Below are 23,963 nucleotides of genomic sequence, written 5' to 3' on the forward strand. Positions count from 1 at the left end.
CTATTTCAGTGGGCCGAACCACCGAGTGCCGAACGCGGCCTCGATTATCGTGATCAGCGAGAAGATTGCGATGAGCATGAAGATGCCGAAGCTGAACCATTTCAGAACCACGAACTGGAATAGCTGCGGTTGCCATGTGTCATGCAAGCCATGCAGCAGGGCGAGCGATAGGAAGATACCGGCAAGACTGCCGCATATCGCAAACCCGCGTTCTACCAGCCTTTTGATCATCACGGCTTAGGCTCCGGCTCCGTAAGCGGCTCTGCTCTCCAACTACCTCAAACTCCAAACTCAAACAACCTGCCGCTAGGGCGGAAAGGATATCGCATGGCTGTTTCCCGCGAAAAGGAATCGCTTGCTCGCGTGCTTGCGCATGGGGGCGGCTACAGCAACCATCCAAACGACCCGGCGGCCCGACGATGAAGGGCGTCACCTGATGCTCGGCTAAAAATATCAAGCGGCTACTGTTTTCGCGTCCCCCGACCTCATCCTGCGCCGGTTCGTAAACCCCGCAAGGATCAGCCATGGACCGCAGCGCATTTTATGCCGCTCTTCGCTCTCGAAACTCAAGCGTGTTCGGCACCAGCCTGACCACGAGACAGGCTCCTCTCTTCATCACCCGAAAGGACCACCCCATGGACCGCAACTTCGCGCGGGCGCTTGCGCTCGTCCTGAAATCCGAGGGCGGCTGGTCGGACAATCCGGCCGACCCTGGCGGCGCCACGATGAAGGGCGTCACGCTGGCGAATTTTCGCCGTTATGTGAAGGCCGATGCCAGCAAGGCCGATCTGAAAAAGATCGGCGACGACCAGGTCGCGACCGTCTATCGGCGGTTCTACTGGGACGCCGTGCTCGGCGCGGAGCTGCCTGACGGTGTCGACTACGCCGTGTTCGATTTCGCTGTGAACAGCGGGCCGGGCAGGGCGGTAAAATACCTGCAGGCAGCCGTGGGCGTCTCCCAGGACGGGCGCATCGGTCCGGCCACGCTGGCGGCAGCCAGGGCAAGACCCGCCGGCATCGTCATCGACCAGCTTTGTGATGCTCGTCTGGCGTTTCTCAAGCGATTGCCGACATGGGGGACATTCGGGCGGGGTTGGTCCGATCGGGTCAAGTCCGTGCGGGCCCAGGCCTTGCTGATGTCGGCTCCCGCGACAGTGCCCGCGCAGCCCGCGACGCCAGCGGTGGTTCCTGGGCCTGTCCCGCTGCCACCCGATGCCGAAACGTCCGCCCCCGAGGCGCCCGCGGCCGAGCCTGCGTCGGCGACAGGTTCGGGGATTCCGGTTGCCGCCAAGGCTGGCGGGGTCATCGCCGCCTGCCTGCTCATCGCCTATGCCGCCTGGCACCACATTGCCGTTGCCCTACAAGGGATATTCTGATCATGGCCACTGTCATCCAACCGACCATTCGCCCGACCAACAAGCTGACGGCCGCGACCATCGCGGCCGCGGTCCTGTCGGTTTGCGGCGTCTTCGTGCGCAACCTCTGGCCGTCCTGGTATGACGCCGAGACATGGGCGACGCTCCTGCCGATCGCCGTCTTTGCCATCGGCTATCTGGTCAAGGATGAGCCGAACCGATGAGCGCGCTGCTGTCCTTCCTGCTCGGCAATCCGACGCTTCTCGGCATCGGTGCGGCCATCCTTGCGACGCTCGGCTGGGGTGTTCGCCAGCGGCTTGCCGGCGAACGCAGTGAACGTGCCAGGCAGGCCGCCGCCGAGGCCGCCGCGCACGACATCGCGGACCAGGTCCAGAACGATATCGGCGCGCTACCGGCCGCCACCGCGCGAGAGGAGCTCAAATCATGGGCAAGGGATTGATGCTGGTGTCGGTGCTGGCCGCGATGGCCGGCTGCACAACCGTCAAGGGGGGGGTCTGCGCGGTGTCGAGCCCGCTGCGCCTGTCGGCGGCCACGGTCGATACATTGCCGGACGCCGAGGTCAAGGCGTTGCTGGCACACAACCGCAAGGGCGAAAAACTGTGCGGGTGGAAGCCATGACACTCGCGGCACTTACCCCGGACGCAGCGATGGTGCTCGGCCGGCTGGTCATTTCCGGCGCCGGATCGGTCTTTGGTCTCCTGATCGCAAGGGCGATGAGATGATGCACGATTTTTTCGATCTGCTCGGCATCAAGGGACCGGTCGTTGTCGCCGGCTTGGCCGGCGGCGTCTTGCGCGCGCTGTCGCGGCACCGCTACAAGCTCCGTGAAATGGTGGCATCGCCGATCTGCGGCGCGCTCGCCGCCGCCTATCTGACGCTGCCCCTGGTCCAATATTCCCGCGCCACGGGCCTGCCGCTGGCCAATGACGACACGACAACGCTGGCGGCGGCCTTTCTCATCGGCGTCTGCGCCATGTGGATTTCGGATATTCTGTTCGAGGTGATCGTGCGTAAATTCAGGCCAACCCCGGAGGAATAGCCGCAGGCGTTGCGGTGCCGGAAATCTCCACCTGACGGCTCGCGCCGGGGCGAGCTTTTTACATTTGTGGCATCTGACGGGCCGCTGCTATATCCAGAGCAGGGCTGCCGAACTCGCGGTGGCGTTGATCCCGTCCGGACCTGTGAATGCTTATTGAACGATACGACGGAAACCGCGAGGCTTTACGGCCTCTGTTTGCCCTGGCAGACGATTCCCCCATGCAGATTTCCAGCTATATCGATCGGGGCGAGGTGCTTGTCGCGCGCGATGGCAACAGGATCATTGGCCATGCGCAGATCATCGAGACAGGTGAGGGCGGTATGTTCGAACTCAAGAGCCTCGCGGTCCGCCCGGCAAGGCAGAGCGAGGGGGTGGGGCGTGCCCTCGTCGCGGCGGCAATCACCCGCTGCCGCGAGCGCGACGGCCGGCGCCTGATCGTCTCGACCGCAACGGCCGATATCGGCAATCTGCGCTTCTACCAGCGACAGGGATTTCGCATGTGCCGTATCGTGCAGGACGCGTTCGGGCCATCGACCGGTTACCCCGAAGGCTTGGCTGTGAACGGCATTCCGCTGCGCGACCAGGTGGTTTTCGAACGCGACCTCGGCGCGGATTGAGGGGTAGTGGATCCTCCACCTCGCGCTCCGGCTTCACGACAGTAGCAGACAGTCCAACAGCCCGCTCCGGTTCGCCGGAGCGGGCTTTTTTGCGTTTCGGCCTGAAGCGCGTCGCGGCGAAGTGCATTCATGCCACGCGCTTCAGGGCTTTGTTTTTTATCCATGGCGTCTTCCCAAAACCGAGGTCGCCTTTGCGCGACACGCATCAGGCCAGGATGTTGACGGCGCGGGCCGCGACCAGTGCGATCGTCAGCAGGGAGATCATCGCCTCGGCCATCATCAAAAGCTTCGCGCGCTGGGAGAGTGGCAAAGTGTCGGTCGGCGAAAACGCCGTCGCGTTGGTGAAGGCGAGGAAGACATAATCGACGAAGCCCGGCAGCCAGTCGCGGATCTCGCGGTCGTTCAAGGTCATTTGCGGGAACAGGAAATCGGAATGGGCGCGGTTGACGAGGCCGCAGGTCGGCGGCCCGCCGCGATCGGTGCTCCAGAACCACAGGGCAAAAATGATGACATTGGTGACCCAGATGTTGAGCGCGTCGATCAGCAGCGTCTGGCCGCTGGAGCCGGCATGGCCCGCCAGCAGCGCGCGCACCAGGAACACCAGCGAACCGCAGTTCATGACGCTGACGACGCCGGTCATGACCAGGGCCGTCCTGCGGATCATGACGCGGAACCGGCCGACCAGATACCAGTGCTCCTCCTCGACCGCCTTCTGGGTGGCGACCTGTGTCCAGGCCGTGGCGACCGACAGCGGCACGAGCAGCGCCGCCTCAAGGGCCGGCGCCAGCCAGCGGGGGCCGAACGAAAGATCGTTGATCACCAGAAGCTGCAGGCAGATGATGACAAGGACAGCCGCGCGCGCCAGCCAGAAATCGAACGCGCGGTGGTGGATGACGGCATGCTGGTGACGCATCGAGTATCCGGGAGGTTCAGACAGGATCAGATATGCGGGTTGTTCTGTCGGGGGAGGGCAACGGAGCGCTGAAATTCCCGCTCAATCTTGGTCTTGCAATGGCCTGCAAGTATACTTTTTCGTAAGCTTTGACGTTGGGGCTGTTCGGCAAACCGGTCGGTGTGATTTAAGCGCCGCATGACGGGAATTGACGACTCCATAGATGGTTGGCTGCCGGCCGGGTTGCCTGTCGCGGGCATCGACCGTTCGTCGGTCTGGTCCGGCCTGCTTCGTCATCCCTGGTATTTGCTGGCGCTCTTGTGCCTGGTGCAGATCGTGTGCTGGACGGTGGTGCCGGCGCTGATCGACCCCGCGCCGCCTGGCGATGTCGTGGAAGGTTTCATGTGGGGCCGCGAATGGGTGCTGTTGACCTACAAGCATCCGCAGCTTCCCGGCTGGCTGCTTGAAACCAGTCATCTTCTGACCGGATCGTTCCGCTGGCCGCAATATCTGCTCGCCCAGCTGACGATCTCGTCGACCTTCGTCCTGGTCTATCTGCTGGCCCGCGACATGCTTGGGCAAAGCCGCGCGCTGGCCTCCGTGCTTTTGATGCCGTCGGTCTATTTCTTCGGCTGGCCCACCCCGCAATTCAATCATGACTATGCGCAGATGCCGTTCTGGGCGGCCATATGCTGGCTGCTTTGGCGTGCCGGCCGCGGTGGTGGGCCGGGCTGGTGGCTGGCGCTTGGACTGGTGTCGGGCGTCGGACTCTATGCCAAGTTCTCCACCGGCCTGCTGGTTGCATTCGGCGCTCTCTGGCTGTTGTCCGACGCACGCGCGCGCAGCCGGCTTGCGACGCCTTGGCCATGGCTCGGCCTTGCCATTTTTCTCGCCGTCGCCGCGCCGCTGGCCATCGAACTGTACCGCATCGACTTCCTGCCGCTGACCTATTTCGCCGACCGCGACGCCTGGGTGACCGAACACCGTGCGCGCCTATATTACATCGGTGTCCAGGTGGCCGGGCTCTCCGGCTTTCTGCTGGTGCTGTCCATATCAGGGCTGCTGCGGCGCTCGCCTTACCCCGAAGCGCCCGTCGAACGCGGCATTCTGGTCTATCTCGTATGGATGGGGCTCGGCCCGGCGGTCCTGATCATGCTGGCCTCGTTGTTCACCGGCACCGGTGAATCCTGGGGTGCGCCGATGTACAATCTTGTCGGCGTCGTGGCGCTCGCCTTCCTCGGCCACCGGCTCGGCGCCTTCGAGATGCGAAGGTTGGCGATCTGCGCATTCGCCTGCATCGTCACCATGTCGGCCGCCTATGCGGCGATCCGCTGGACGGACTGCAATGTGCGGGGGCGCATGGACGCCGTCTGCTGGCCGGCGCAGCCGATCTCGGACGAGGCCGAGGCGGTGTGGCACGCGGCAGCACCCGGCCGGCTCGACATTGTCGGCGGCGATACCAATCTGGCCATGCTGGCTGGCCTCAATGCCTATGACAAGCCGTCGATCTTCACCGACCTCAACATGCGGTTCGCGCCGTGGATAACAGGGCGGCGCTTGCATGATCACGGCATGCTGATGGTCTGGTCGGGGCGTGGTGTGCCGCCGTCGCTGCGGGCATGGTTGGGCAACATCCCGGTCAAGACCGTTCTTTTCAACTGGTCGCGCGAGGCACCGCCCGTGCCAATCAATTTTGCCGCCATTCCGCCTGGCACGCGCTATCTGCCGCTTGCCGTGGACAGCCGAACCCGGCATCAGCGCAGCTGAAGCCTGTCGCGCGGTCCGATCGCGTTCCGCATCGTGATATTTCGTTCGTGCATGGCCGTACGCGGCCTGCAGGCGCCGCGTTCACTTCCAGTCGACTGGACGAAGCCGCCGACAATGCCCATTTATGGGAAATCCAATTTTGTTGTTGTGCAATTCAGGTCGGAAACGGCTACCGTTTCCCCCTTGAATTGCTTTCTTGAGGAGACGTGACATGGCGACTTCGACCGAACGCGCAGTGCTTGCCGGTGGCTGTTTCTGGGGCATGCAGGATCTGATACGGCGCTATCCCGGCGTCATCTCCACTCGTGTCGGCTATAGCGGTGGCGACGTACCCAACGCCACTTACCGCAACCACGGCACCCATGCCGAAGCCATCGAGATCAATTTCGATCCGGCCGTGATCAGCTATCGCACACTGTTGGAGCGCTTTTTCCAGATCCACGATCCGACGACGCGCAACCGCCAGGGCAACGATGTCGGGATGAGCTACCGCTCCGCGATCTACTATACCAGCGACGAGCAAAAACGCGTCGCCGAAGACACCATTGAAGACGTCGATGCGTCCGGCCTGTGGCCCGGCAAGGTCGTTACCGAAGTCGCACCTGCTGGTGCCTTCTGGGAGGCCGAGCCCGAGCATCAGGATTATCTGGAGAAATATCCCAACGGCTATACCTGCCATTTCGTGAGGCCAGGCTGGAAGCTGCCGGTTCGTGAGAAGGCCGTCTCATAGGTTTACGGATAGGCTTTCGCGCGGCATGGGGGTATAAATGCTTCGCCGATTGCCGCGCGACCAGCCATCGCATGGCGATTGACGGGAGGTGGCATTTACCGAAATGCGCGGGCTGATCTGACGGGGGTGAGCATGAAGAAGATCTATCGGAAGCCAGTCCTGGTGAAAAAGGGCCGCCTTTCAGACGTCACCGCCTTGATACCGCCTTCGCAAATCAAGGCCACCTGATCGACAGCCTTCATTGGCAAGTGTGGTCGGCCGCTCGAAAAGGCCTGGCTCGACCGCCGTTTGAATGGGGTGATCGGCTTGACGGGCGCTTTGAGAGGGTGCCGCTTTTGAGCCCGCAGACCGGGCAAGACCGGCTTTCGGCCGTGTTCATACTCGACGTCAACCACTATACCGGGCCGCTGCTGGCAGGGTGGCTTGAAGCTGGCCATCACATCGGTGCGATTGTTGTGCCGGGGTTGCGTCGGCGCCCAAAGCACTTCAGCACCGGCAATTTACGCCGAAGACTGAAACGCAGATTGCTGCTCAGACGCTATATCGGCGACACGCCGGCAAGGCTGATCGAATTTGGGCGACCTTATGACTGGGACACGCTCGGCAAGCAATTGTCGCAGGTCGAGGCCGCTGTGTTGATCTGCTATGCTTTCCCCACATTGGTCCCACCGCAATTGCTGAGCATCTTTCCCAAGGGCGGGCTCAATCTTCACCCGGCGCTGCTGCCCAACTATCGGGGCCCGCATCCTCTCCACCGCCTGGCGGTGGACGACCAGCATGCCGTTCATGGCGGTGTGACGCTGCACAAGATGTCCGCCGCCTTCGATGACGGCGACATCCTTGGGCAGGTGTCGTTTTCGGAAACAGACTGGGCGTCGCGGCGGGCCTTGATCGACGGCCTGGCAAGCGCGATGCGCACGCTGGTGAGCGAGGTGGCACCCGCCTACTGCAAGGGCAGCCTTTCGGGGACACGGCAGCCGGCCGGCGATTTCATCTGGGCGCGGCTTGAATCTGCCCACACGATGATCTCGCCGGCCATGTCGATCGAGCATGTCGATCGGTTGTGGCATGTGCTGGGCAATATTCCAGGGATCTATCTCGATGTCGCCGGCCGCAAGCTCAGGCTGGGGTTCCAGATCGGACGGCTAGGCTCGCCGACCGGACAAGTGCCGGTCGCACGATGGGGCACCGTGGAGTTCGATCTCGCCGATGGCAGGGTCCGGTATCTCGCCTATGGCCGCCTGCTCAAACGGCTCTTGAAATTGCGCGACGCTTTCGCGCGCTCTCAAGTCAAACGTCGCGTCCTGAAATAGCGGTCAGCGAGAAACGATCGAGCAAGGGACTTGCCGAAAGCAGACCACCCCGGTCATCAAGACCGGTAAACGCGGAAAAGTCGCGGCGCTTGCGCTCCGCGACTTTCCTGGCTGCTATCGAAATTACTTGCCGCAGTTGTTGTCGTTCACCGTCGGTGCGGTTGCGTTGCCGTTGGCATCGCTCTGCGCGCCTTGGGGATTGGTCGGGCAGTTCTTATCCGCATTGGAATTCATGTCGCCTGGCGCGGTGGTGGTGCTGTTGGTCGCCGCCGGATCAACCGTATTGGGTGAGGCCGGCGTGCTGGGGTCCACTGTGATCGACTGGCCGCTGCCGCCCGACCCGTCCGTGCCGTTTGCGCTATTGCTTTGCGCCATCGCGGATGTGGCAAGAGCAACGGTGAACGCCGAAGCTGCGAGGATTTTCATGAACATGGTTCTGTCTCCATTTCTGTGAACTCGTCGCGTTGCGACTGGTGGGTCAACCTCGCGGCTTGGCGAAGGTTCCCGATAAAATTCGCGCGGGGAGGACCCTCCGGCGTCCATCCCGTGATCAGATCTGGTGCAATGTTTTTGGCCCATTGCGCCGAAAAAACAGCTTCCCCTTCAGTTCGAATGGTGCTTTAACGCGTCCATCCACAGGGGTGCTCCGTACGGTCGGGGCTGAGACGGGGGCGGCAAGCCCACAGACCCTAGAAGCTGATCTGGGTAATACCAGCGGAGCGAGGCGGGCGATGTTTTCAGGCGCACAGATTTCCCTATATCCCATGGCCGACGATTTCGTCGGTGTCATCCTTGGTGCGCTCGGCGCACTCGATCCCTACCGGGACAGGCTCAGGATCGAGACCGACGACATCTCGACCTTGCTGGTCGGACCGCCCGAGGTGTTGTTCCCGGCGCTGCGCGATCTGTTCGTGGCGGCGGCGCGGAGCGGCAAGCATTGCGTGCTGTCGGCGGCCATTTCGCGCGGCTGCCCGGGTGAGCCGGACGATCCGATCTGCCGCTCCGACGCGTTTGGCGGACCTGTCGGGCCGCTCGGCCCACGCAAGGAAGCCGCCATCGCCGCGGTGCGCGATGCTGCTGCCACCGGCCAGCCGGCGGCGGCGCAATTCTCGCTCTATGTGATGGGCACCGGCGACCACATGGACGAGATCTATGGCTGCATCGATTTCCTGAAGCAGTCGGGCGTCTACGATCGCTCCAAGAACTTCTGCACCAAATTGCGCGGCGACACGGGCGCGATCTTTTCAGCGCTGAACGAGGCCTTCTGCCGCTTCGGGCCGGGTGCCGGCCACGTAACCCTCGACGTCACGGTTTCGGCCAACAGCCCGTCGGCTGTCTAAGCCGGCCGCGCTTCCGCGCGACCCCGTCAAAGGTTATGCCCGTGGTCTCATCATCAGTGCCGCGCCCGCTCGCGGAGTCCCTTGCCAAGGCAGTACCCGCCGTCATCTCGGTCGGGTTGCTGCTCGTGGCGTGGCAACTCTACGCTACCTATTCCGGTATCAAGCCGACGATCCTGCCTGCGCCGTCACGCGTCTTCGAACAGGCGATGCTCAATCGCGGGGCGCTGGTCGACAACGCTATTCCGACCATCCGCGCCACGCTGATCGGCTTTGCCTGTTCGCTCAGTGCCGCCTTTCTGCTGTCCATGCTGGTCGATTTCTTCCAGCCGCTGCGGCGCGCGCTGTTTCCTGTCTTCATCATCAGCCAGACCTTGCCGCTGGTGGCGATCGCGCCGCTGGTGGTGCTGTGGTTCGGCTTCGGGCTGGCCCCGAAGATCATGCTGGTCGCGCTGGTCACCTTCTTTCCCATGCTGGTGGCTCTGGTGCAGGGCTACGAGGCGACCGAGACCGAGATCGGCCAGATGCTGCGCGCCATGGGAGCAGGGCGCTGGCGCGTCTTCTTGCTGGCGCGGCTGCCTTCGGCGCTGCCCTATTTCTTCGCGGGCCTGCGGATCTCCATCACCTATGCGGTAGTCGGCGCCATCTTCGCCGAATATGCGGGTGCGGCGAAAGGGCTGGGCATCTACATGCTCAACGCCAAGAACAATTTCCGCCCCGACCTTGTGCTGGCCGCCGTCGGTGTCAGCGCCGCGCTGACGCTTGTCCTGTTCGGGCTGACGGCGCTCTTGCAGCGCTTTGCCATGCCCTGGGAACGGGCCGGTCGGCAGCCGGCGGGGAAGGGCGCGCGGAGATGAGCCGGCTCGAATTGCGGCATGTGCGCAAGGCATTCGGTGGGCTCGACGTGCTCGTCGATATTTCGCTCAGCGTTGGCGCCGGCGAATTCGTCTCCATCCTTGGGCCTTCGGGTGCCGGCAAGTCGACGCTGTTCCAGCTCCTGACGGGTGCCGAGCATGGCGAGGGCGACATGTTGTTCGACGGCGCGCCGCTCGACGATCATGGCAGGCATTTTGCCTTCATGCCGCAGCGCGACGCGCTGATGCCGTGGCGGCGCATCATCGACAACACGACGCTCGGGCTGGAAGTGCAAGGCACCAGGCGCAAGGTGGCGCGGGCTCGCGTCGCGCCGCTGTTTGCCGAGTTCGGGCTTGCCGGCTTCGAGCGGCATTTTCCGGCACAGCTTTCGGGCGGCATGCGCCAGCGCGCGGCGCTTTTGCGCACGGTGGTGCAGGAGCGCGACATGCTTCTGCTGGACGAGCCGTTCGGCGCGCTCGACGCGCTGACCCGCGCGGCCATGCAGCGCTGGCTCGAGCAGATGTGGCGGCACCATCGCTGGACGGCGTTGCTGATCACGCACGATGTGCGTGAGGCCGTGTTCCTGTCCGACCGCATCTATGTGCTGTCGGCACGCCCGGCCCGTGTGCTGCGTGAAATCAGGGTGCCGCTGCCGCGCCCGCGCGATCCGGCCGGTGCTGCCGCGCGACAGGCCGGCGCACTCGAGGCCGAGATCCTCGACATCTTGCTCAACCCTCAACCATCCAAAGGACACGACCATGACTGAATTGACGCGCCGGCAGGCTTTGCTGCTCACCCTTGCCAGCGGTCTTCCGCTGGTCGCGGGATCGAGCCGCTCCTTCGCGGCAACGCAAAAAGTCTCTGTCGCGCTGGACTGGACCGTCAACACCAACCACGTCGGGCTGTTCGTCGCCCGCGACAAGGGATTTTACCGCGAGGCCGGCCTCGAGGTCGACATCCTGCCCTACAGCGACACCGGCGCCGGCACGCTGGTCGCCAACCGCGTTGCCGATTTCGGCATCAACGGCACCATCAGCCTCTTCACCCAGAGGACCGCCGGTGCCGACTTGAAGGCGGTCTATGCGGTGGTGCAGGCCGAAACCGGCCGGGTGGTCTTCAATGCGGTGCGCAGCGAGATCAAAAGCCCGAGGGACCTCGACGGCCTGACCTATGGCGGTTTCGGCAGCGCCTGGGAAAATGCGCTGATCTCGACCATCATCCGCCATGACGGCGGCAAGGGCAATTTCGAGACGGTGACGCTCGGCACCTCCGCCTATGAAGCGCTGGCCAATGGCTCGGTCGACTTCACGCTGGAGGTCGCGACCTGGGAAGGCGTCGAGGCCGAACTCAAAGGCGTCAAGCAGCGCAGCTTCGTCTATGCCGACTACGGCGTCCCCGACGAGCACACGACACTGATCTCGTCGAGCGAAGCGTATCTCAAAGCAAACCCGGCATTGGCATCGGCCTTCGTCGAGGCAACGCGGCGCGGCTATCAGTTCACCGTCGATCATCCGGAAGAAGCCGCCGTGCTGCTGATCGCCGCCAACAAGGATGCCCTGACCAATCCGTCTTTGATCGAGGCGTCGCTGAAAGTGCTGATCGACGGACACTATCTGCGCGCGGAAAACGGTGCCATCGGTACGATGGACCCGGCCAAGATGGACGCGATCGGCGGCTATCTCTTCACTGCGGGCATTTTGCACGACGCCGACGGCAAGGTTCTGACGCAACGTCCGGATTTCGCCAGGTATTTCGCAAATTCATATCTGGGTTGAGGCTGGATGCGCGTCACCGGTGGCGCTCGGTGAGCTACGTCGGTTTGGCGTCGGGGCGCATCTTTCTCCAGCCTTCCGGTCGATCCCGTCAATCCTGATCCGGTCTTGCCGGTTAACCGCCCGGCAATGGTTGCATGCAATGGTCCCGCCGAGGGGATCATCGGGGTGTTTGCCTTGTTCACGTCAAAAAGTGGAACGCTTCCAAGCGCCGGCCGGGACAGGATCTTATCCGACGTGCGCAAGCGCGAGATCCTTGCCGACCTGCGTGAAGGCTTCTTTCGCGCCTGTGCCCTGGCCTGCGCGGGGCTGTTCGTCTATCGCGGCCTTTATCAGGTCGTGGAGGATCCGACCCGGCTCAACGCCGCCTTGGTGGCGATTTCCGAGATACTCACCTTCACCTGGCTGCTTCTGTCGCGGCGTCCGGTGACGCGTGACTGGAATCCGCTTACGGTCATCGTCTCCGTGAGCGCCAGTTTCGGGGTTGCATTGATCAGCCTTGAACCTGGCACGGCGCTCGTTCCAGTCTATATCGCGGCGCCGTTGCAGGTCGCGGCGCTGCTATTCGTCATCTGGGGCAAGATATCGCTTGGCCGTTCCTTTGCCATCCTGCCCGGCAACCGTGGCGTGATGACGGGCGGCGCCTACCGTATCGTGCGGCACCCGATCTATGCCGGCTACCTTGCCGGCCACGTGCTCTACCTGCTGTCGGCCTTTTCCTTCCACAACCTCGCGGTCTATGCGGTCATCACCTATTTGCAGCTGTATCGCATCCTGCGCGAGGAGGCCCTGCTGGCGGCCGAGCCGGAATATCGCGCCTACATGGAACGGGTGCACTACAGGCTGTTCTACCGGATATTCTGAGAGCAGGACTGTCGACGAAGAGGCTGGGGGCGATCCTGTCGGGCTTGGGGATGGCTGCAGCGCTTGCCCGAAGCGGTTCCTCGTTTCTGTCCTGATCGCTGAGTGATGTCCGATCTTCCGGGTTGCGCCAAGCGGAGATCAGCAATGGCGGGAGTGACGCTTCCGTGGAAAATCGTTTTTATCTCCAGATAAGCCACTATATCGATAATACGAACTCTTTGATGTAAAATTTTTCTTACGCATCTATTATATTTTTATTCATCTTATAATTTCTGTATTTTTTCAATAAACACCATGGCCTCCGTAAGTATACGTTGATTTGAAACCTGATCTCTCCTGTCACGTAGTTGAATCTGCAATCGGCTGTACGCCGACTGCCTTAGCGCAACGACAACAGGAGAGTGTTATGGCTTTTACCATCAAGACAGTCGCCAGTGTGTTGGCCGGTAGTGCGATAGTCGTCGTTCTTTCCTTGCCAGCGAATGCGGCAGGGCTGGGTGTCGGCGCCTCGGTGGGGGGTGGCGGCGGCGTCAACGCCGGTGCCGGAGCATCTGTTGGCGGGGGCGGTGGCGTCAATGCTGGCGCCGGTGCCAATGTCGGCGGATCTAACGGCGTCAACGCCGGATTGGGGGCCTCGGTCGGTGGAAGCAACGGCATCAATGGCGGGGCAAGTGCGAATGTCGGCGGCACGGGTGGCGTTACCGCCGGGCTCGGCGCCAATGTCGGCGCCACGAGCGGCCTCGGCGTCGGGGTCGGCATCGGCGGAACCAATCCGACAACTCCGTCCAACCCAAGCAATGCGTCGAAGGCGAGCCTCCCGGGTGTCGTGGCCCAGATGTCAGGCAGCCAGGTGGCGCGCATGAAGAAGCGGTGCGTCGACGTGCTTAGCAACGCAGGCACCTATGACCGCGATCTGCGTCAACTCTGCCTGCTGATCGCCCGTCGTTGAGGCAAGGGGCGCCAGGGACGGAAGTGCCAAACCAGCCGTGAGGCTTTGACAGCACTCTCCTGGCTACGGCCGGTCGGAAGCCCGCCATTCAGGCGGGCTTCCTGCGTGTCGAGCGCTTTCAATCACCGGCGCTTTGTTGTCTGAGATTTCATTCGCCAGCGAAAATCATCTCCGTGCGGATGTCGTGCCACAATCGCGCGGAACGGTAGGGCTGCTCGAACGTTCTCGTCTTCGAAACATCGCATGCAGCGATGTTAAAACCGGCGTGGCAGCGCCTACAGGAGCGGGAAAACCATGAGCTTAGGCACCATACTCATCATCATCCTTGTCATTGCGCTGCTTGGCGGTTTCAGCGGGCTCGGCGGCGGGCCGTTCTATGGAACTGGCTACTATGGTGGCGGCGGGCTCGGGCTTGTGCTGCTGATCATTATCGTCCTTGTCGTGCTAGGGCGGATCTAGAGGCCCACAAGGCTTCGGATAATCGCAATCTCGTGACCGTGTCCAGGTCGGAGCGCACCGGATTGTGATGAAAGCGAGCCGGCTTGTGATCCCAAATTTTTCGCGATTCTCGTATTGTGAATTCGGTCCACACCCCCCGTGGAAACAAGAGGAGAGGGTCCCACCCCTTTATCCTCCTCCAAGGCCCGCCCCGGCATCCGGAGCGGGCTTTCTTTTTTTCCCAAGGCAAGTGTTTTGAAGGGCAGGCAGCATTGGCCACCAACAACGAGGATTCTGGCCTAACCGCCGGCAACCTTCAGTCGGTGCCCTCAAGGGCTGTCCGCCTTGAGTTGAGGATCGTCCATTCGCTGCTCATCGAGCGATCGTTGACAGCACTGCCACGGCCGTATATTGAACAGGACTATACAGGTTCACTGAACAGGTGTGCATATGAAGCGGCGCGCGGTTCAATTGTCTCCCGGCACGGGCAAGCCCGAGCAGATCGCGACCGTTCTGGAACATGAAATCCGTTCCGGCCTGCTCGGTTTCGGCGACCGCCTGCAAAGCGAAAATGAACTCGTCCAGCGCTTCTCCGTCAGCCGCAACACGGTCCGCAAGGGTCTCGAGGAGCTGTCCAGCCGCGGGCTGATCACCACCAAGGTCGGCATCGGCTCCTTCGTCACCTTCGACGGCAAGCCGGTCGACGACGCCATCGGCTGGTCGCGGGCGCTGGCCAATGCGGGCGCCAATGCCGAGACCAGGACGCTGCGGCTGGAAGTGATCGAAGACGCCGATCTGGCAGCCTTGCTTAGCATCGAAAGCCCGTTCTTCATCGCCGTCGACCGCGTGCGTACCAATGCCAGCGACGGCCATGCGATTTCCATCGAGCGCAGCCGCCTGCCGCTGTCGCCGGAGCTGGAGGATGTGCCGCTGCGCGGCCTGCGCGAAGGATCGCTGCACCAGACGCTGCGCGGCGCCGGCCTGATCCCCGACCATGGCGAGGAATGGGTGGGCATCGAGATGCTCAATGCCGAGGATGCGGCCATCCTGGGCTGCCCGCAAGGCACGCCCTTCCTGCGCGGCCGCCGGCTGACGCGTGCGGCCGACGACCGGCCGATCGAATATGTCACCAGCCTGCTCAATCCCGCGCATTTCGCGCTGCATATGAGGTTCTGAGCGATGCCGGACAACATCACGCTTGATCGCGCCATGGGCGCGCTTGTCGGCGGAGCGCTGGGAGACGCGCTCGGCATGCCGACGCAACTTCTGTCGCCGGCCCGCATTGCCGAACTCTACGGCCATGTCGAGGATTTCATCGCGCCCTTCGCCGATCATCCGGTGTCGAAGGGGCTCGCGGCCGGCACTATCACCGACGATACCGAACAGGCGCTGCTGCTCGGCCGCATTTTGGTCGAGTCCGGCGAGCGCTTCGACCATGCGCGCTGGGTCAACGCGCTGCTCGACTGGGAGCGCGAGGTCAAGGCGCGCGGCAGCTACGATCTGCTGGGACCATCGACCAAGCGCGCCATCGATGCCATCAACAATGGCGTGCCAGCGGAAGAGGCGGGGCGCGGCGGCGACACCAACGGCGCGGCGATGCGCATCGCGCCGGTCGGCATCATGATGCCGCTGGAGCCACTCGATGCGTTGGTCGCCAAGGTGGCCGAGACCTGCCGGGCGACGCACAACACCTCGATCGCCATAGCGTCGGCCGCCGCCGTCGCGGCCGCCGTCAGCCACGGCGTGTCCGGCGGCGATTGGCGCGCCGCATCCGGCAGTGGCGTCGCTGCGGCGAGGCAAGGGGCGACGCTTGGCCATTGGGTGACCGGCGGCGACATCGCGGCGCGTATCGTCTGGGCGCAGGATCTGGTGCGCGGCAAGGTGATGAGCGATGCAATCCGGCTGATCACCGATCTGGTCGGCACCGGCGTCGCCAGCCAGGAATCCGTTCCGGCGGCCTTCGCGGTGCTCGAGCTTGCCGGCGGTGACCCCTGGCAAGCGGCTGAAATCAGCGCCAACCTCGGCGGCGACACCGATACGATCGGCGCCATCGCGGCCGGCATGGCCGGCGCCTGCACCGGCTTTTCGCGATTGCCCGGGGATCGCGTCGCCGGCCTCAGGGGGATCGACATGGCGGAGGTTCGTGCGCTCGCCGCCGACCTTGTTGCGGCGCGAACGTCCAAAACCGGTTCCGGCAAGGACGCCGCGGCATGAGCGGGCGTCTCGTCCATATCGGCAGCGCGGTGGTCGACTATGTCTACCGCATCGACGCCTTGCCGGCGCCGGGTACGGAGAAGACGGCATCCAGCTACGCGCAGGTCGCCGGCGGCGGCTTCAACATGATGGTCGCTGCCACCCGCACCGGCATGACGGTGGTGTTTGGTGGCCAGCTCGGCAGCGGGCCGAATGGCGATTTCCTGCGCGCCGCGTTCGCCGCCGAGGAAATCGGGACGCTGACGGCCCCATCGCCTCATATGGACAGCGGCAATTGCGTCGCCATGATCTCGAGCGACGCCGAACGCACTTTCGTGTCATGGCCCGGTGCGGAGAGCGTTCTCAACCTCGACATGATGGCACCGGTATCAGTGGCGCCGGGTGATTGGGTGTTCACCTCGGGCTATACGCTGAGCTACCCGGGCAGCCGCGACGCGCTCGCCGACTGGATCGAGGCGCTGCCGGAGAACATTCCCTTTGTCTTCGACCCGACGCCCGTCGTTTCAGACATTCCACGACCGATCCTGGCGCGGGTACTGGCCCGCTTGGCATGGCTGAGCTGCAACATGGCCGAAGCCGCCGAGATCGCCGGCCAGGGCGATGTCGAGACACTCGCGGCGCGGCTGCTTGCCGATCATTGTCCAAGGGCGGCCGGTGTCGTGATCCGCTCCGCCGCCAAGGGCTGCCATGTCAGGCTGGCCGACGGTTCGGCGCGAACCATTGCCGGTTTCAAGGTCGATGCCGTCGACACCAATGGCGCCGGCGACACCCATATCGGCGCTTTCGTCAGCGCGCTGGCGCGGGGTGCATATCCTTTCGAGGCGGCGCGCTACGCCAATGCGGCGGCCGCCATTTCGGTGACCCGTCATGGCGGCTCGTCGGCGCCGACCGACACCGAGATCCAGACTTTCCTGAGCCAGGCCGCCGCGACCGGCACGCCGGGCCAGAACCAGAAGGCCCATCAGACAGCCTGACAAGCCCCGCCAAGCGGGCAAACAAAGAGAGGAACCAACATGCGCATGCCAAGACTGACTGCTCTCTTGACGGCGACCGCCGTCTTCACCACCGCGCTCACGCTGGCCGCCAGTGCCGCCGAAGTGCATGTGCTCAACTGGAAAGGCTACGGCGCCGACGAACCATGGGCCGTCGAGGCCTTTGAGAAAGCGACCGGCAACAAGGTCGTCAACGACTTCTTCAATTCCGAACAGGAAATGCTCACCAAGATCCGGACCAATCCCGGCCTCTATGACGTGGTCATGATCAACGCCGCCTTCAACGACCAGGCGATGGCGGAAAAGCTGATCCAGCCGATCGATGTGTCGAAACTGCCGAACTATGCCGACATCAGCAAGGACAAGGCGGGTTCGCCGATGCTCGACCATGACGGCAAGGTCTATGGCGTGCCGTGGGTGTGGGGGCTGACCGCGCTCGCCATCAACGAAAAGTCCTTCGACAAGCCGCCGACGTCGATCGCCGAAATGTGGGATCCCGCGCATAAGGGCCGCGTCGTCATTCGCGACGACGCCGTCGAGGCGGTGCAGTTCGGCGCCATCGCCACCGGCCAGAACATCAACGACATCAAGGATATGGATGCGGTCAAGACGAAGCTCACCTCGCTGATGCCGCAGATCAAGACCTTCTGGAGCTCGGAGAACGACTGGAACCAGATGGTCGCTTCCAACCAGATCGACATCGGCACCTACTGGAGCGGCTCGGCCGACCGCGCCAAGACGCACTTCAAGCTGCCGGTTTCGCTGGTCATTCCGCAGGAGGGCGCTGTCGCCTGGCTCGACGCGTTCTCGATCCCGGCAGGTTCGAAGAATGTCGAAGGCGCTCAGGCCTTCATCAACTGGATGATCGACCCGAAATTCTATGTCGAATGGGTCACCAAGGTCGGAGCCCCCGTCTCTGCCAACACCAAGGCGGTGGAAGCGCTGCCCGAGGATGCCTTCAACCGCAAGGTCATGGGTGATCCCGAGGTTGCCAAGCGCATCCAGTTCCAGGCGCCGATCACCGACGCGCAGCGCGAGGCCTATCTGGCGCTCTGGCAGCAGCTCAAGGTCGACGTGAAGTAAAACGCACGTCCAGGCCAGCCGGCGGTTCGCGCCGGCTGGTCCTTCAATCCTGGGGAGGAGGCTTATCATGGCAGCGCAGGGTGCGCCGCGCAGCGGGCTGAGATCGGCCCTGCCGCTGCTGGCGCCAGCCTATCTCTGGCTGACGGTGGCGATCTTCCTGCCGCTCTCGGCCATGGTCTTCTTCTCCTTCATGACCGACCTGCCGCTGACGGGGAAGCCCTGGGCTTTCACGCTTGGCAATTACGCCGCCTTCTTCTCGCAGAGCCTCTATCTGACGCTGCTGCTCGCTTCGCTCAGGCTCGGCCTGGAAGTGACGCTGTGGTGCATCGTCATCGGCTATCCCGCCGCCTATGTGCTGGCCAAGGTGCTGAAGGGCCGCAGCCGCGAGGCGATCTTCCTGCTGGTCATCCTGCCGTTCTGGTCCAATGGGCTGGTGCGGATCTTCTCCTGGGCGATGGTTTTGCGCGAGGGCGGCATCCTCGATACGGTGCTCAATGCGGTGCTGCCGTTCAAGATCAACATCGACCTGATGTATTCCTATCCCGCCGTCATCATCGGCCTGGTGCACTCCTACGTGCCCTACATGGTGCTGACCTGTTATCTCACCTTGCAGGCGATCGACGACTCGCTGATCGAGGCTGGTCGCTCGCTTGGCGCCTCGCGGCTACAAGTGCTCAAGCGTGTGATCATCCCGCTGTCGATGCCCGGTCTCGTGGCGGGGGCCGCGCTCATCTTCGTTCCCGTCGTCGGCTCGTTCATGGAGCCGCGCATCCTTGGCGGGCGCACCGGCACCTTCTACGGCACCGTCATCGAGGACCAGTTCGTCGCCGTGTTCAACTGGCCGCTAGGTGCCGCGCTGTCCTTCATCCTGCTGGCCGTCGTGCTGGTCATCCTGGCAATTGCCTCACCAGTGCTGCGGAGGGCCGCGTGATGGCAACGACGCGTATCCTCGAAGGACTTGGCCGGATCTACATCTTCCTGCTGCTCGCCTTCCTCTATCTGCCCATCATCATCATGGCGCTGATGTCGTTCAACGTCTCGCCCTTCTACCAACTGCCGTTCGAGTGGACGACGGAGTGGTATCAATCGCTGTGGCAGAACGACCAGCTGATCGCAGCCACCTGGAACAGCCTGGAGATCGCAATCATCACCACGCTCATCAGCGTGGTGCTCGGCTCGGCGGCGTCGCTGGCGCTTTTTCGCTATGACTTCCGCGGCAAGAAGGTGCTGCAGGCGCTGCTCTTCCCGCCGATCGCCATTCCATGGCTGATCACCGGCACGGCGATGCTGATCTTCTTCTTCGGCGTCGGCATCGGGCGCGGCCTTTTCGCCATCCTGCTCGGCCATGTCGCGCTGGCGCTGCCCTATGTCATCGTCGTCGTCTCGGCCCGGCTGCAGACTTTCGCGCCGGAGCTGGAAGAGGCGGCACGCTCGCTCGGCGCCAACCAGTGGCAGGTGACCAATCGCGTCACGCTGCCCTGGATCATGCCGGGCGTCATCGCCGGTGGGCTGTTCGCATTTGCCGTGTCGTTCGACCAGTTCGTCGTTTCCTACTTCCTGTCGACACCCGGCCAGACGACGCTGCCGGTCGAAATCTACGCCGCGATCCGCAAGGGTTTCACGCCCGAGATCAACGCGGTCTCGACCATCATCATTGTCGTGTCCATGGCGCTCATGCTGCTCACGGCGCGCTTCTTCAAATTCGGCGGAGAGAAATAATGGCCGGCGTGCAGGTAGCGAACGTCTCGCGGAGCTTCGGCGCGCACAAGGCGCTGGACGATGTCTCCATCGATTTCGCCGATGGCGGCTTCTATGCGCTGCTCGGGCCGTCGGGCAGCGGCAAGACCACGCTGCTGCGCCAGATCGCCGGTTTCGATTTTCCCGATAGCGGCCGTATTTCCATTGGCGGCGAGAGCGTCGAGCGCGTGCCTGTTGAAAAGCGCCGCATTGGCATGGTGTTCCAGAACTACGCGCTGTTTCCCAATATGAGCGTCGCCGACAATGTCGCCTTCGGCCTGTCGGTGCGCGGCGAGGCCAAGGCGGTGATTGCGACCGAAGTACAGCGCGCGCTCGACCTTGTGCAACTCGGCAAGCTCGGCGGCCGCCGCCCGCACCAGCTTTCCGGCGGCCAGCGCCAGCGCGTGGCGCTGGCGCGCGCCATCGTCACCAAGCCGCGTGTGCTTCTGCTGGACGAGCCGCTCGGCGCGCTCGACAAGGCGCTGCGCGTCGACATGCAGATCGAATTGAAACGCATCCAGCGCGAGATCGGCATCACCACCATCTTCGTCACCCACGACCAGGAAGAAGCGCTGACCATGAGCGACCGCATCGGCATATTGCGCGACGGCAGGCTGGTGCAGGAAGGGCCGCCGGAGGAAATCTACGACCGGCCGAAAAGCGAATTCGCCGCCACCTTCCTCGGCGACGCCAACATCTTTCGCGGCGACGCGACCGGCAACGGCATTCGGCTGCCGGACGGCACGGCGATCGCCGCCGGCGTGGGGGCAACGCTCGCTGCCGGTGCCAAGGCGAGCTGCGCCGTGCGGCCCGAGCGAATTCGCATTGCCACTGATGGCGGGGCCTCCGATGCCGCCAATGCGAACATGCTGAAGGGCCAGGTCTCCAAGCGCATCTTCGCTGGCAACAACAGCACCTACTTTGTCGAGCGCGCCGGCCAGACGTTGAAGGTCATCGTGCAGAACACCGGCGCTGAGAGGCTGGCGGAGGGGCAGGATGTGGTGCTGCGCTGGTCACCGGAAAGCACGGTGCTGATCGCGGCGAGCTGATCCTCGTTCTGGCTCTTGCCAGACAGCGGGCAATAAGGAACAGCATAGCCGAGCATAAGCCCGGAGCATTCCGATGACGCCTGAACTGACCGCACGGGACCGATCCATCCTCGCCGGCGAGCAAGGCCCATCCGTTGCGGCGGCCATGAAGATCCTCGTCGCCTTTTCCAACGCGGTCGGTGCGCGCGGCCTGCTCGACATTTCGGGTGCCCATATCGATGGCTGCCTCTATCACGGCAAGGCCGGGCTCGATTTCGTCGAACGGTTGGTCGAGGGCGGCGGGCGGGTGCAGGTGCCGACGACGCTGAATGTCGGCTCGTTCGACCTCATCCATCCGGGCATGGTGAAGATGCCGGCGGCGCAAGAGGTGCCGGCGCGGCGGCTGATGAAGGCGCATCTGGAACTCGGCTGCCAGGCGACCTTCACTTGCGCGCCCTATCAGACGCGCTTCCGGCCTGAATTCGGCCAGCAGATCGCCTGGGGCGAATCCAACGCCATCGTCTTCGCCAATTCGGTGATCGGCGCGCGCACCAATCGCTATGGCGACTTCATCGATCTGTGCTGCGCCATGACCGGTCGAGCGCCGGCCTGGGGCCTGCATCTCAGCGAGAACCGGCGTGGTCGCATCCTGTTCAAATTGGACATCGCCGAGGCCGAACCAAGCGACAGCCTGTTCGTCGGCATCGGGCTGATCATCGGGCAAGCCAGTGGCGACCGCATTCCAGTCATATCAGGCCTGCCTCAGCCGCGTGATGAGGACCAGTTGAAGGCGCTGGGCGCGGCGGCGGCAACGACGGGTGCCGTGGCGCTGTTCCACGCGGTGGGCATCACGCCGGAAGCGGGGACGCTCGACGAACCGTTGCACGGCCACGCGCCGGAAGAGACGATCATCGTCACCCGCGCCGATATCGATGATGCGCTGGCCAGGCTGTCGATGGTGCCGGACGGAGCCCCGCTGGCGGCCGTGTCGCTCGGCACGCCGCATTTCTCGCATGAGGAATGGATGCGCCTGTTGCCGGTGCTGCGCGAGGCATCCCCTGGCAAGGGCATCCCGATCTACGTCAACACCGGGCGCGCGACGCTGACGCGACTGCAGGAGGAAGGCGCGCTTGCCGGCATGGAGGCATTCGGCCTGATCCCGGTCGCCGACACCTGCACCTATGTCACCGCGATTCTCGAGCGGCTCGACGGCGTGGTGATGACCAACTCCGGCAAATGGGCGCATTACGCGCCGGGCAATATCGGCGTGACCGTCGCCTTCGCCGACATGAGGGATTGCGTCCGCTCCGCCGCGGTCGGCCATGTCGTGAGGAGTGGTTCATGACGCGATCGGTGGAGCGATCCGGCACCTTCCAACTTGCTGGTAAGGCCGAGGGCCAAGCTTTGGTGTTTTCGCAGCCGCTCAGTTTCTGGGGCGGCATCAATGCCGAGACCGGCGAGATCATCGATCACTCGCATCCTGGCCTTGGCCTGAACGTGGCCGGCAGGATCCTGGTCATGCCGAGCGGGCGGGGGTCGTCGTCTTCGTCGTCTGTCCTGGCCGAAGCGATCCGTAGGGGCACGGCGCCGGCCGGCATTCTGCTGCAACGGCCGGACCCGATCCTGGCGGTGGGCGCCATCGTGGCGGAGTTTCTGTACGGGATCAGCATGCCGCTGGTGGTGTGTGAGGTTGCGGGGATTGTTCCCGGCGATGAGATCGCAATTGACGTTGGTGCGGATGGCGCGGCGGTTATCCGCAAAGTCTAGGGAGGGGTGCTTGGCTCAGGTCAGCGCCGCCCCTCATCGCCCTGCCGGGCGATGAGGGGCGGCGCCAACGCTTGTCAGCTCGCTGCAATCAAACTGACCTCAAACCTCAGCCCGCCATCAACCCCGCAGCCCCGCGCCGCCAATAGGCGGCTGCCAGCGTCCGGTCTCGTCCCAAGCCCAGCGTTTCGCGCCAATATTCGCGCACGATCCTGGCGGCACCGGCTTCCGCGGCGAACCAGCCGAAGGTCGAGCCGTCCTGCGGCCATGCCACCGAGCGGACGGCCTCGGCGAGCAGCTTGTCCTCGCCCGCCGGCACGCCATCCCTTGTCAGCCAGTGCAGTTCGATGCCGGTGACGTTGTCGATCTGCTGCTTCTCGCCCTCGTCGGCGATTTCGACAAAGGCGACGCCCCTGGTTTGCGCCGGCAGCGTTTCCAGCAGCCGCGCCAGCGCGGGAAGACCGGTTTCGTCTGATCCCATGACATACCATTCAGCCTGCCGCACCGGGCGGCCGACCGGTCCCATGATGCCGACCTTCATCCCGGCTGCCGCCTGCATGGCCCAGGCGGAGCCGATGCTGTCACCAGGATGGACGAGGAAATCGACATCCATGATGCCCCTGGCGACGTCGAGGGCGCGGATGGTGTAGACGCGCGCCACCGGGCGCCGGTCGTCAGCGGGCCAGACCGGCAGGCCATTGTCACCGAGTATCGGCCAGAGCGGATCGGGCACTTCCCCGGTTGGGAACAGCATGCGGATATGCATGCCGCCGAATTTGGCGAAACGACCGAGGTCCTGGCCGGCAAGACGGATGCGGCGCATATGCGGGGTGAGGTCACGAACCTCAATTACCGTCATCTCGCGGAACTGGGCGAGGCTGGTTTCGCCAGAGAGATCGCCGGTCCAGACGATCTCCAGGCTTTCCTCCTTGGCGTAGACCTGGACCGCCGTGGCGAGCAGGTCCTTGATGCGGGCGAGCCCATCACGATCGGGCGCGTTGGCCCGCATCACCAACTGCTCCATGTCGATGGAGGCACCGCCAAAGGCGAAGCGGAAATCGATGCGCCGGCCATGATGCGAAGCATCGGCCTCGAAGCTCCGCAGCCTGTCGCTGATGCTGTCCATGTAGTCCGGCAGGCGCCGCAGGTTGAGCCGCGCCTCGCAGGCAAGTTCATGCACCGATGCTTCGCTCATT

General features: G+C 63.7%; 29 protein-coding genes and 1 riboswitch. Of the genes, 25 read left to right on the plus strand and 4 right to left on the minus strand.

Features of this window, described 5'->3' with window-relative positions; all coding sequences use genetic code 11:
- Positions 1–234: a hypothetical protein gene (locus AC07UC_RS16875; protein ID WP_494906795.1), complete on the minus strand. Its 234-nt coding sequence runs from the start codon at positions 232–234 to the stop codon at positions 1–3.
- Between the two features lie 401 nt (positions 235–635).
- Between AC07UC_RS16875 and AC07UC_RS16880 the strand changes: the two genes are divergently transcribed.
- From AC07UC_RS16880 to AC07UC_RS16905, 6 genes are all read left to right on the plus strand, one after another.
- Positions 636–1,376, plus strand: a complete 741-nt coding sequence (locus tag AC07UC_RS16880; protein ID WP_494906796.1) for a glycoside hydrolase family 108 protein — start codon at positions 636–638, stop codon at positions 1,374–1,376.
- Between the two features lie 2 nt (positions 1,377–1,378).
- Positions 1,379–1,579, plus strand: coding sequence for a hypothetical protein (locus AC07UC_RS16885; protein ID WP_494906797.1), 201 nt, complete (start codon positions 1,379–1,381; stop codon positions 1,577–1,579).
- A complete protein-coding gene (locus AC07UC_RS16890; protein WP_494906798.1) occupies positions 1,576–1,815 on the plus strand; it encodes an ABC transporter permease in 240 nt (79 codons plus the stop codon). The genes AC07UC_RS16885 and AC07UC_RS16890 overlap by 4 nt, the downstream gene beginning before the upstream one ends.
- Positions 1,800–1,994: a hypothetical protein gene (locus tag AC07UC_RS16895; protein ID WP_494906799.1), complete on the plus strand. Its 195-nt coding sequence runs from the start codon at positions 1,800–1,802 to the stop codon at positions 1,992–1,994. The genes AC07UC_RS16890 and AC07UC_RS16895 overlap by 16 nt, the downstream gene beginning before the upstream one ends.
- Before the next feature lie 103 nt (positions 1,995–2,097).
- Positions 2,098–2,415: a hypothetical protein gene (locus AC07UC_RS16900; protein WP_494908952.1), complete on the plus strand. Its 318-nt coding sequence runs from the start codon at positions 2,098–2,100 to the stop codon at positions 2,413–2,415.
- Between the two features lie 218 nt (positions 2,416–2,633).
- The gene (locus AC07UC_RS16905) at positions 2,634–3,032 is read left to right on the plus strand and encodes a GNAT family N-acetyltransferase (protein ID WP_494906800.1); all 399 of its coding nucleotides are present in this window, start codon (positions 2,634–2,636) and stop codon (positions 3,030–3,032) included.
- Positions 3,033–3,237: 205 nt separating this feature from the next.
- Here the strand turns inward: AC07UC_RS16905 and AC07UC_RS16910 are convergent, their stop codons facing one another.
- Entirely contained in the window at positions 3,238–3,945 is a 708-nt protein-coding gene (locus tag AC07UC_RS16910) for a hypothetical protein (RefSeq protein WP_140775652.1), read from the minus strand.
- Positions 3,946–4,122: 177 nt separating this feature from the next.
- Here AC07UC_RS16910 and AC07UC_RS16915 point away from each other — a divergent pair, with 177 nt between their 5' ends.
- The 3 genes from AC07UC_RS16915 to AC07UC_RS16925 all read left to right on the plus strand — a co-directional run bounded on the left by AC07UC_RS16915 (position 4,123) and on the right by AC07UC_RS16925 (position 7,734).
- Entirely contained in the window at positions 4,123–5,691 is a 1,569-nt protein-coding gene (locus tag AC07UC_RS16915; protein WP_494906801.1) for a glycosyltransferase family 39 protein, read from the plus strand.
- A gap of 211 nt (positions 5,692–5,902) precedes the next feature.
- Positions 5,903–6,421 (plus strand): peptide-methionine (S)-S-oxide reductase MsrA, encoded by a 519-nt coding sequence (msrA, locus tag AC07UC_RS16920; protein WP_056571625.1) that lies wholly within the window; start codon positions 5,903–5,905, stop codon positions 6,419–6,421.
- 335 nt (positions 6,422–6,756) lie between these two features.
- Positions 6,757–7,734, plus strand: a complete 978-nt coding sequence (locus AC07UC_RS16925; protein WP_494906802.1) for a formyltransferase family protein — start codon at positions 6,757–6,759, stop codon at positions 7,732–7,734.
- A 123-nt stretch (positions 7,735–7,857) separates the two neighbouring features.
- On the opposite strand, the gene AC07UC_RS16930 is transcribed toward AC07UC_RS16925, so the two are convergent.
- Complete coding sequence (locus tag AC07UC_RS16930) at positions 7,858–8,166, minus strand: hypothetical protein (protein ID WP_202326852.1); 309 nt, start codon at positions 8,164–8,166, stop codon at positions 7,858–7,860.
- A 195-nt stretch (positions 8,167–8,361) separates the two neighbouring features.
- Positions 8,362–8,475: riboswitch (TPP riboswitch) on the plus strand.
- On the opposite strand from AC07UC_RS16930, the gene AC07UC_RS16935 reads away from it, so the two are divergent.
- The 16 genes from AC07UC_RS16935 to AC07UC_RS17010 all read left to right on the plus strand — a co-directional run bounded on the left by AC07UC_RS16935 (position 8,466) and on the right by AC07UC_RS17010 (position 22,770).
- Positions 8,466–9,074 (plus strand): YkoF family thiamine/hydroxymethylpyrimidine-binding protein, encoded by a 609-nt coding sequence (locus tag AC07UC_RS16935; RefSeq protein WP_140775655.1) that lies wholly within the window; start codon positions 8,466–8,468, stop codon positions 9,072–9,074. It overlaps the preceding riboswitch by 10 nt.
- A gap of 35 nt (positions 9,075–9,109) precedes the next feature.
- The gene (locus tag AC07UC_RS16940; RefSeq protein WP_202326854.1) at positions 9,110–9,928 is read left to right on the plus strand and encodes an ABC transporter permease; all 819 of its coding nucleotides are present in this window, start codon (positions 9,110–9,112) and stop codon (positions 9,926–9,928) included.
- Entirely contained in the window at positions 9,925–10,692 is a 768-nt protein-coding gene (locus AC07UC_RS16945) for an ABC transporter ATP-binding protein (RefSeq protein WP_494906803.1), read from the plus strand. The genes AC07UC_RS16940 and AC07UC_RS16945 overlap by 4 nt, the downstream gene beginning before the upstream one ends.
- Positions 10,685–11,701 (plus strand): ABC transporter substrate-binding protein, encoded by a 1,017-nt coding sequence (locus tag AC07UC_RS16950; protein ID WP_494906804.1) that lies wholly within the window; start codon positions 10,685–10,687, stop codon positions 11,699–11,701. Before AC07UC_RS16945 ends, AC07UC_RS16950 begins: the two co-directional genes overlap by 8 nt.
- Positions 11,702–11,935: 234 nt before the next feature.
- Positions 11,936–12,562, plus strand: coding sequence for a methyltransferase family protein (locus AC07UC_RS16955; protein WP_244735475.1), 627 nt, complete (start codon positions 11,936–11,938; stop codon positions 12,560–12,562).
- A gap of 406 nt (positions 12,563–12,968) precedes the next feature.
- Positions 12,969–13,511 carry a hypothetical protein gene (locus AC07UC_RS16960; RefSeq protein ID WP_494906805.1) on the plus strand — a complete coding sequence of 181 codons (543 nt, stop codon included), beginning with the start codon at positions 12,969–12,971 and terminating at the stop codon, positions 13,509–13,511.
- A gap of 294 nt (positions 13,512–13,805) precedes the next feature.
- Complete coding sequence (locus AC07UC_RS16965; RefSeq protein ID WP_064988046.1) at positions 13,806–13,970, plus strand: DUF3309 family protein; 165 nt, start codon at positions 13,806–13,808, stop codon at positions 13,968–13,970.
- Between the two features lie 429 nt (positions 13,971–14,399).
- A complete protein-coding gene (locus AC07UC_RS16970; RefSeq protein WP_494906806.1) occupies positions 14,400–15,125 on the plus strand; it encodes a GntR family transcriptional regulator in 726 nt (241 codons plus the stop codon).
- 3 nt (positions 15,126–15,128) lie between these two features.
- The gene (locus AC07UC_RS16975) at positions 15,129–16,163 is read left to right on the plus strand and encodes an ADP-ribosylglycohydrolase family protein (protein ID WP_494906807.1); all 1,035 of its coding nucleotides are present in this window, start codon (positions 15,129–15,131) and stop codon (positions 16,161–16,163) included.
- Positions 16,160–17,137 carry a PfkB family carbohydrate kinase gene (locus AC07UC_RS16980; protein WP_494906808.1) on the plus strand — a complete coding sequence of 326 codons (978 nt, stop codon included), beginning with the start codon at positions 16,160–16,162 and terminating at the stop codon, positions 17,135–17,137. The genes AC07UC_RS16975 and AC07UC_RS16980 overlap by 4 nt, the downstream gene beginning before the upstream one ends.
- 39 nt (positions 17,138–17,176) lie before the next feature.
- The gene (locus AC07UC_RS16985) at positions 17,177–18,238 is read left to right on the plus strand and encodes an ABC transporter substrate-binding protein (RefSeq protein ID WP_172349693.1); all 1,062 of its coding nucleotides are present in this window, start codon (positions 17,177–17,179) and stop codon (positions 18,236–18,238) included.
- A 67-nt stretch (positions 18,239–18,305) separates the two neighbouring features.
- The gene (locus tag AC07UC_RS16990) at positions 18,306–19,169 is read left to right on the plus strand and encodes an ABC transporter permease (protein WP_494906809.1); all 864 of its coding nucleotides are present in this window, start codon (positions 18,306–18,308) and stop codon (positions 19,167–19,169) included.
- On the plus strand, positions 19,169–19,957 hold the full coding sequence (locus tag AC07UC_RS16995; protein WP_494906810.1) for an ABC transporter permease: 789 nt from the start codon (positions 19,169–19,171) through the stop codon (positions 19,955–19,957). The genes AC07UC_RS16990 and AC07UC_RS16995 overlap by 1 nt, the downstream gene beginning before the upstream one ends.
- Positions 19,957–21,024 (plus strand): ABC transporter ATP-binding protein, encoded by a 1,068-nt coding sequence (locus AC07UC_RS17000; protein ID WP_494906811.1) that lies wholly within the window; start codon positions 19,957–19,959, stop codon positions 21,022–21,024. Before AC07UC_RS16995 ends, AC07UC_RS17000 begins: the two co-directional genes overlap by 1 nt.
- 73 nt (positions 21,025–21,097) lie before the next feature.
- Positions 21,098–22,348, plus strand: coding sequence for an aconitase X (locus AC07UC_RS17005; RefSeq protein WP_494906812.1), 1,251 nt, complete (start codon positions 21,098–21,100; stop codon positions 22,346–22,348).
- Positions 22,345–22,770, plus strand: a complete 426-nt coding sequence (locus AC07UC_RS17010; protein WP_494906813.1) for an aconitase X swivel domain-containing protein — start codon at positions 22,345–22,347, stop codon at positions 22,768–22,770. Before AC07UC_RS17005 ends, AC07UC_RS17010 begins: the two co-directional genes overlap by 4 nt.
- Before the next feature lie 106 nt (positions 22,771–22,876).
- Here AC07UC_RS17010 and AC07UC_RS17015 read toward each other — a convergent pair whose 3' ends face one another.
- Positions 22,877–23,962, minus strand: a complete 1,086-nt coding sequence (locus AC07UC_RS17015) for an SIP domain-containing protein (RefSeq protein ID WP_494906814.1) — start codon at positions 23,960–23,962, stop codon at positions 22,877–22,879.
- Position 23,963: the final 1 nt, after the last annotated feature.

It is taken from the genome of Mesorhizobium sp. GW821-FHT04C10 (genome assembly GCF_059420305.1).

What these genes read in the sequence shown, in the direction of transcription:
- AC07UC_RS16965 (WP_064988046.1), top strand. Translation starts at nt 13,806, where the DNA reads ATGAGCTTAGGCACCATACTCATCATCATCCTTGTCATTGCGCTGCTT.
- AC07UC_RS16910 (WP_140775652.1), bottom strand. Translation starts at nt 3,945, where the DNA reads ATGCGTCACCAGCATGCCGTCATCCACCACCGCGCGTTCGATTTCTGG.
- AC07UC_RS17010 (WP_494906813.1), top strand. Translation starts at nt 22,345, where the DNA reads ATGACGCGATCGGTGGAGCGATCCGGCACCTTCCAACTTGCTGGTAAG.
- AC07UC_RS16890 (WP_494906798.1), top strand. Translation starts at nt 1,576, where the DNA reads ATGAGCGCGCTGCTGTCCTTCCTGCTCGGCAATCCGACGCTTCTCGGC.
- AC07UC_RS16980 (WP_494906808.1), top strand. Translation starts at nt 16,160, where the DNA reads ATGAGCGGGCGTCTCGTCCATATCGGCAGCGCGGTGGTCGACTATGTC.
- msrA (WP_056571625.1), top strand. Translation starts at nt 5,903, where the DNA reads ATGGCGACTTCGACCGAACGCGCAGTGCTTGCCGGTGGCTGTTTCTGG.
- AC07UC_RS16895 (WP_494906799.1), top strand. Translation starts at nt 1,800, where the DNA reads ATGGGCAAGGGATTGATGCTGGTGTCGGTGCTGGCCGCGATGGCCGGC.
- AC07UC_RS16950 (WP_494906804.1), top strand. Translation starts at nt 10,685, where the DNA reads ATGACTGAATTGACGCGCCGGCAGGCTTTGCTGCTCACCCTTGCCAGC.
- AC07UC_RS16935 (WP_140775655.1), top strand. Translation starts at nt 8,466, where the DNA reads ATGTTTTCAGGCGCACAGATTTCCCTATATCCCATGGCCGACGATTTC.
- AC07UC_RS17015 (WP_494906814.1), bottom strand. Translation starts at nt 23,962, where the DNA reads ATGAGCGAAGCATCGGTGCATGAACTTGCCTGCGAGGCGCGGCTCAAC.
- AC07UC_RS16975 (WP_494906807.1), top strand. Translation starts at nt 15,129, where the DNA reads ATGCCGGACAACATCACGCTTGATCGCGCCATGGGCGCGCTTGTCGGC.
- AC07UC_RS16940 (WP_202326854.1), top strand. Translation starts at nt 9,110, where the DNA reads ATGCCCGTGGTCTCATCATCAGTGCCGCGCCCGCTCGCGGAGTCCCTT.
- AC07UC_RS16945 (WP_494906803.1), top strand. Translation starts at nt 9,925, where the DNA reads ATGAGCCGGCTCGAATTGCGGCATGTGCGCAAGGCATTCGGTGGGCTC.
- AC07UC_RS17005 (WP_494906812.1), top strand. Translation starts at nt 21,098, where the DNA reads ATGACGCCTGAACTGACCGCACGGGACCGATCCATCCTCGCCGGCGAG.
- AC07UC_RS16885 (WP_494906797.1), top strand. Translation starts at nt 1,379, where the DNA reads ATGGCCACTGTCATCCAACCGACCATTCGCCCGACCAACAAGCTGACG.
- AC07UC_RS17000 (WP_494906811.1), top strand. Translation starts at nt 19,957, where the DNA reads ATGGCCGGCGTGCAGGTAGCGAACGTCTCGCGGAGCTTCGGCGCGCAC.
- AC07UC_RS16900 (WP_494908952.1), top strand. Translation starts at nt 2,098, where the DNA reads ATGCACGATTTTTTCGATCTGCTCGGCATCAAGGGACCGGTCGTTGTC.
- AC07UC_RS16990 (WP_494906809.1), top strand. Translation starts at nt 18,306, where the DNA reads ATGGCAGCGCAGGGTGCGCCGCGCAGCGGGCTGAGATCGGCCCTGCCG.
- AC07UC_RS16960 (WP_494906805.1), top strand. Translation starts at nt 12,969, where the DNA reads ATGGCTTTTACCATCAAGACAGTCGCCAGTGTGTTGGCCGGTAGTGCG.
- AC07UC_RS16985 (WP_172349693.1), top strand. Translation starts at nt 17,177, where the DNA reads ATGCGCATGCCAAGACTGACTGCTCTCTTGACGGCGACCGCCGTCTTC.
- AC07UC_RS16995 (WP_494906810.1), top strand. Translation starts at nt 19,169, where the DNA reads ATGGCAACGACGCGTATCCTCGAAGGACTTGGCCGGATCTACATCTTC.
- AC07UC_RS16880 (WP_494906796.1), top strand. Translation starts at nt 636, where the DNA reads ATGGACCGCAACTTCGCGCGGGCGCTTGCGCTCGTCCTGAAATCCGAG.
- AC07UC_RS16905 (WP_494906800.1), top strand. Translation starts at nt 2,634, where the DNA reads ATGCAGATTTCCAGCTATATCGATCGGGGCGAGGTGCTTGTCGCGCGC.
- AC07UC_RS16915 (WP_494906801.1), top strand. Translation starts at nt 4,123, where the DNA reads ATGACGGGAATTGACGACTCCATAGATGGTTGGCTGCCGGCCGGGTTG.
- AC07UC_RS16970 (WP_494906806.1), top strand. Translation starts at nt 14,400, where the DNA reads ATGAAGCGGCGCGCGGTTCAATTGTCTCCCGGCACGGGCAAGCCCGAG.
- AC07UC_RS16930 (WP_202326852.1), bottom strand. Translation starts at nt 8,166, where the DNA reads ATGTTCATGAAAATCCTCGCAGCTTCGGCGTTCACCGTTGCTCTTGCC.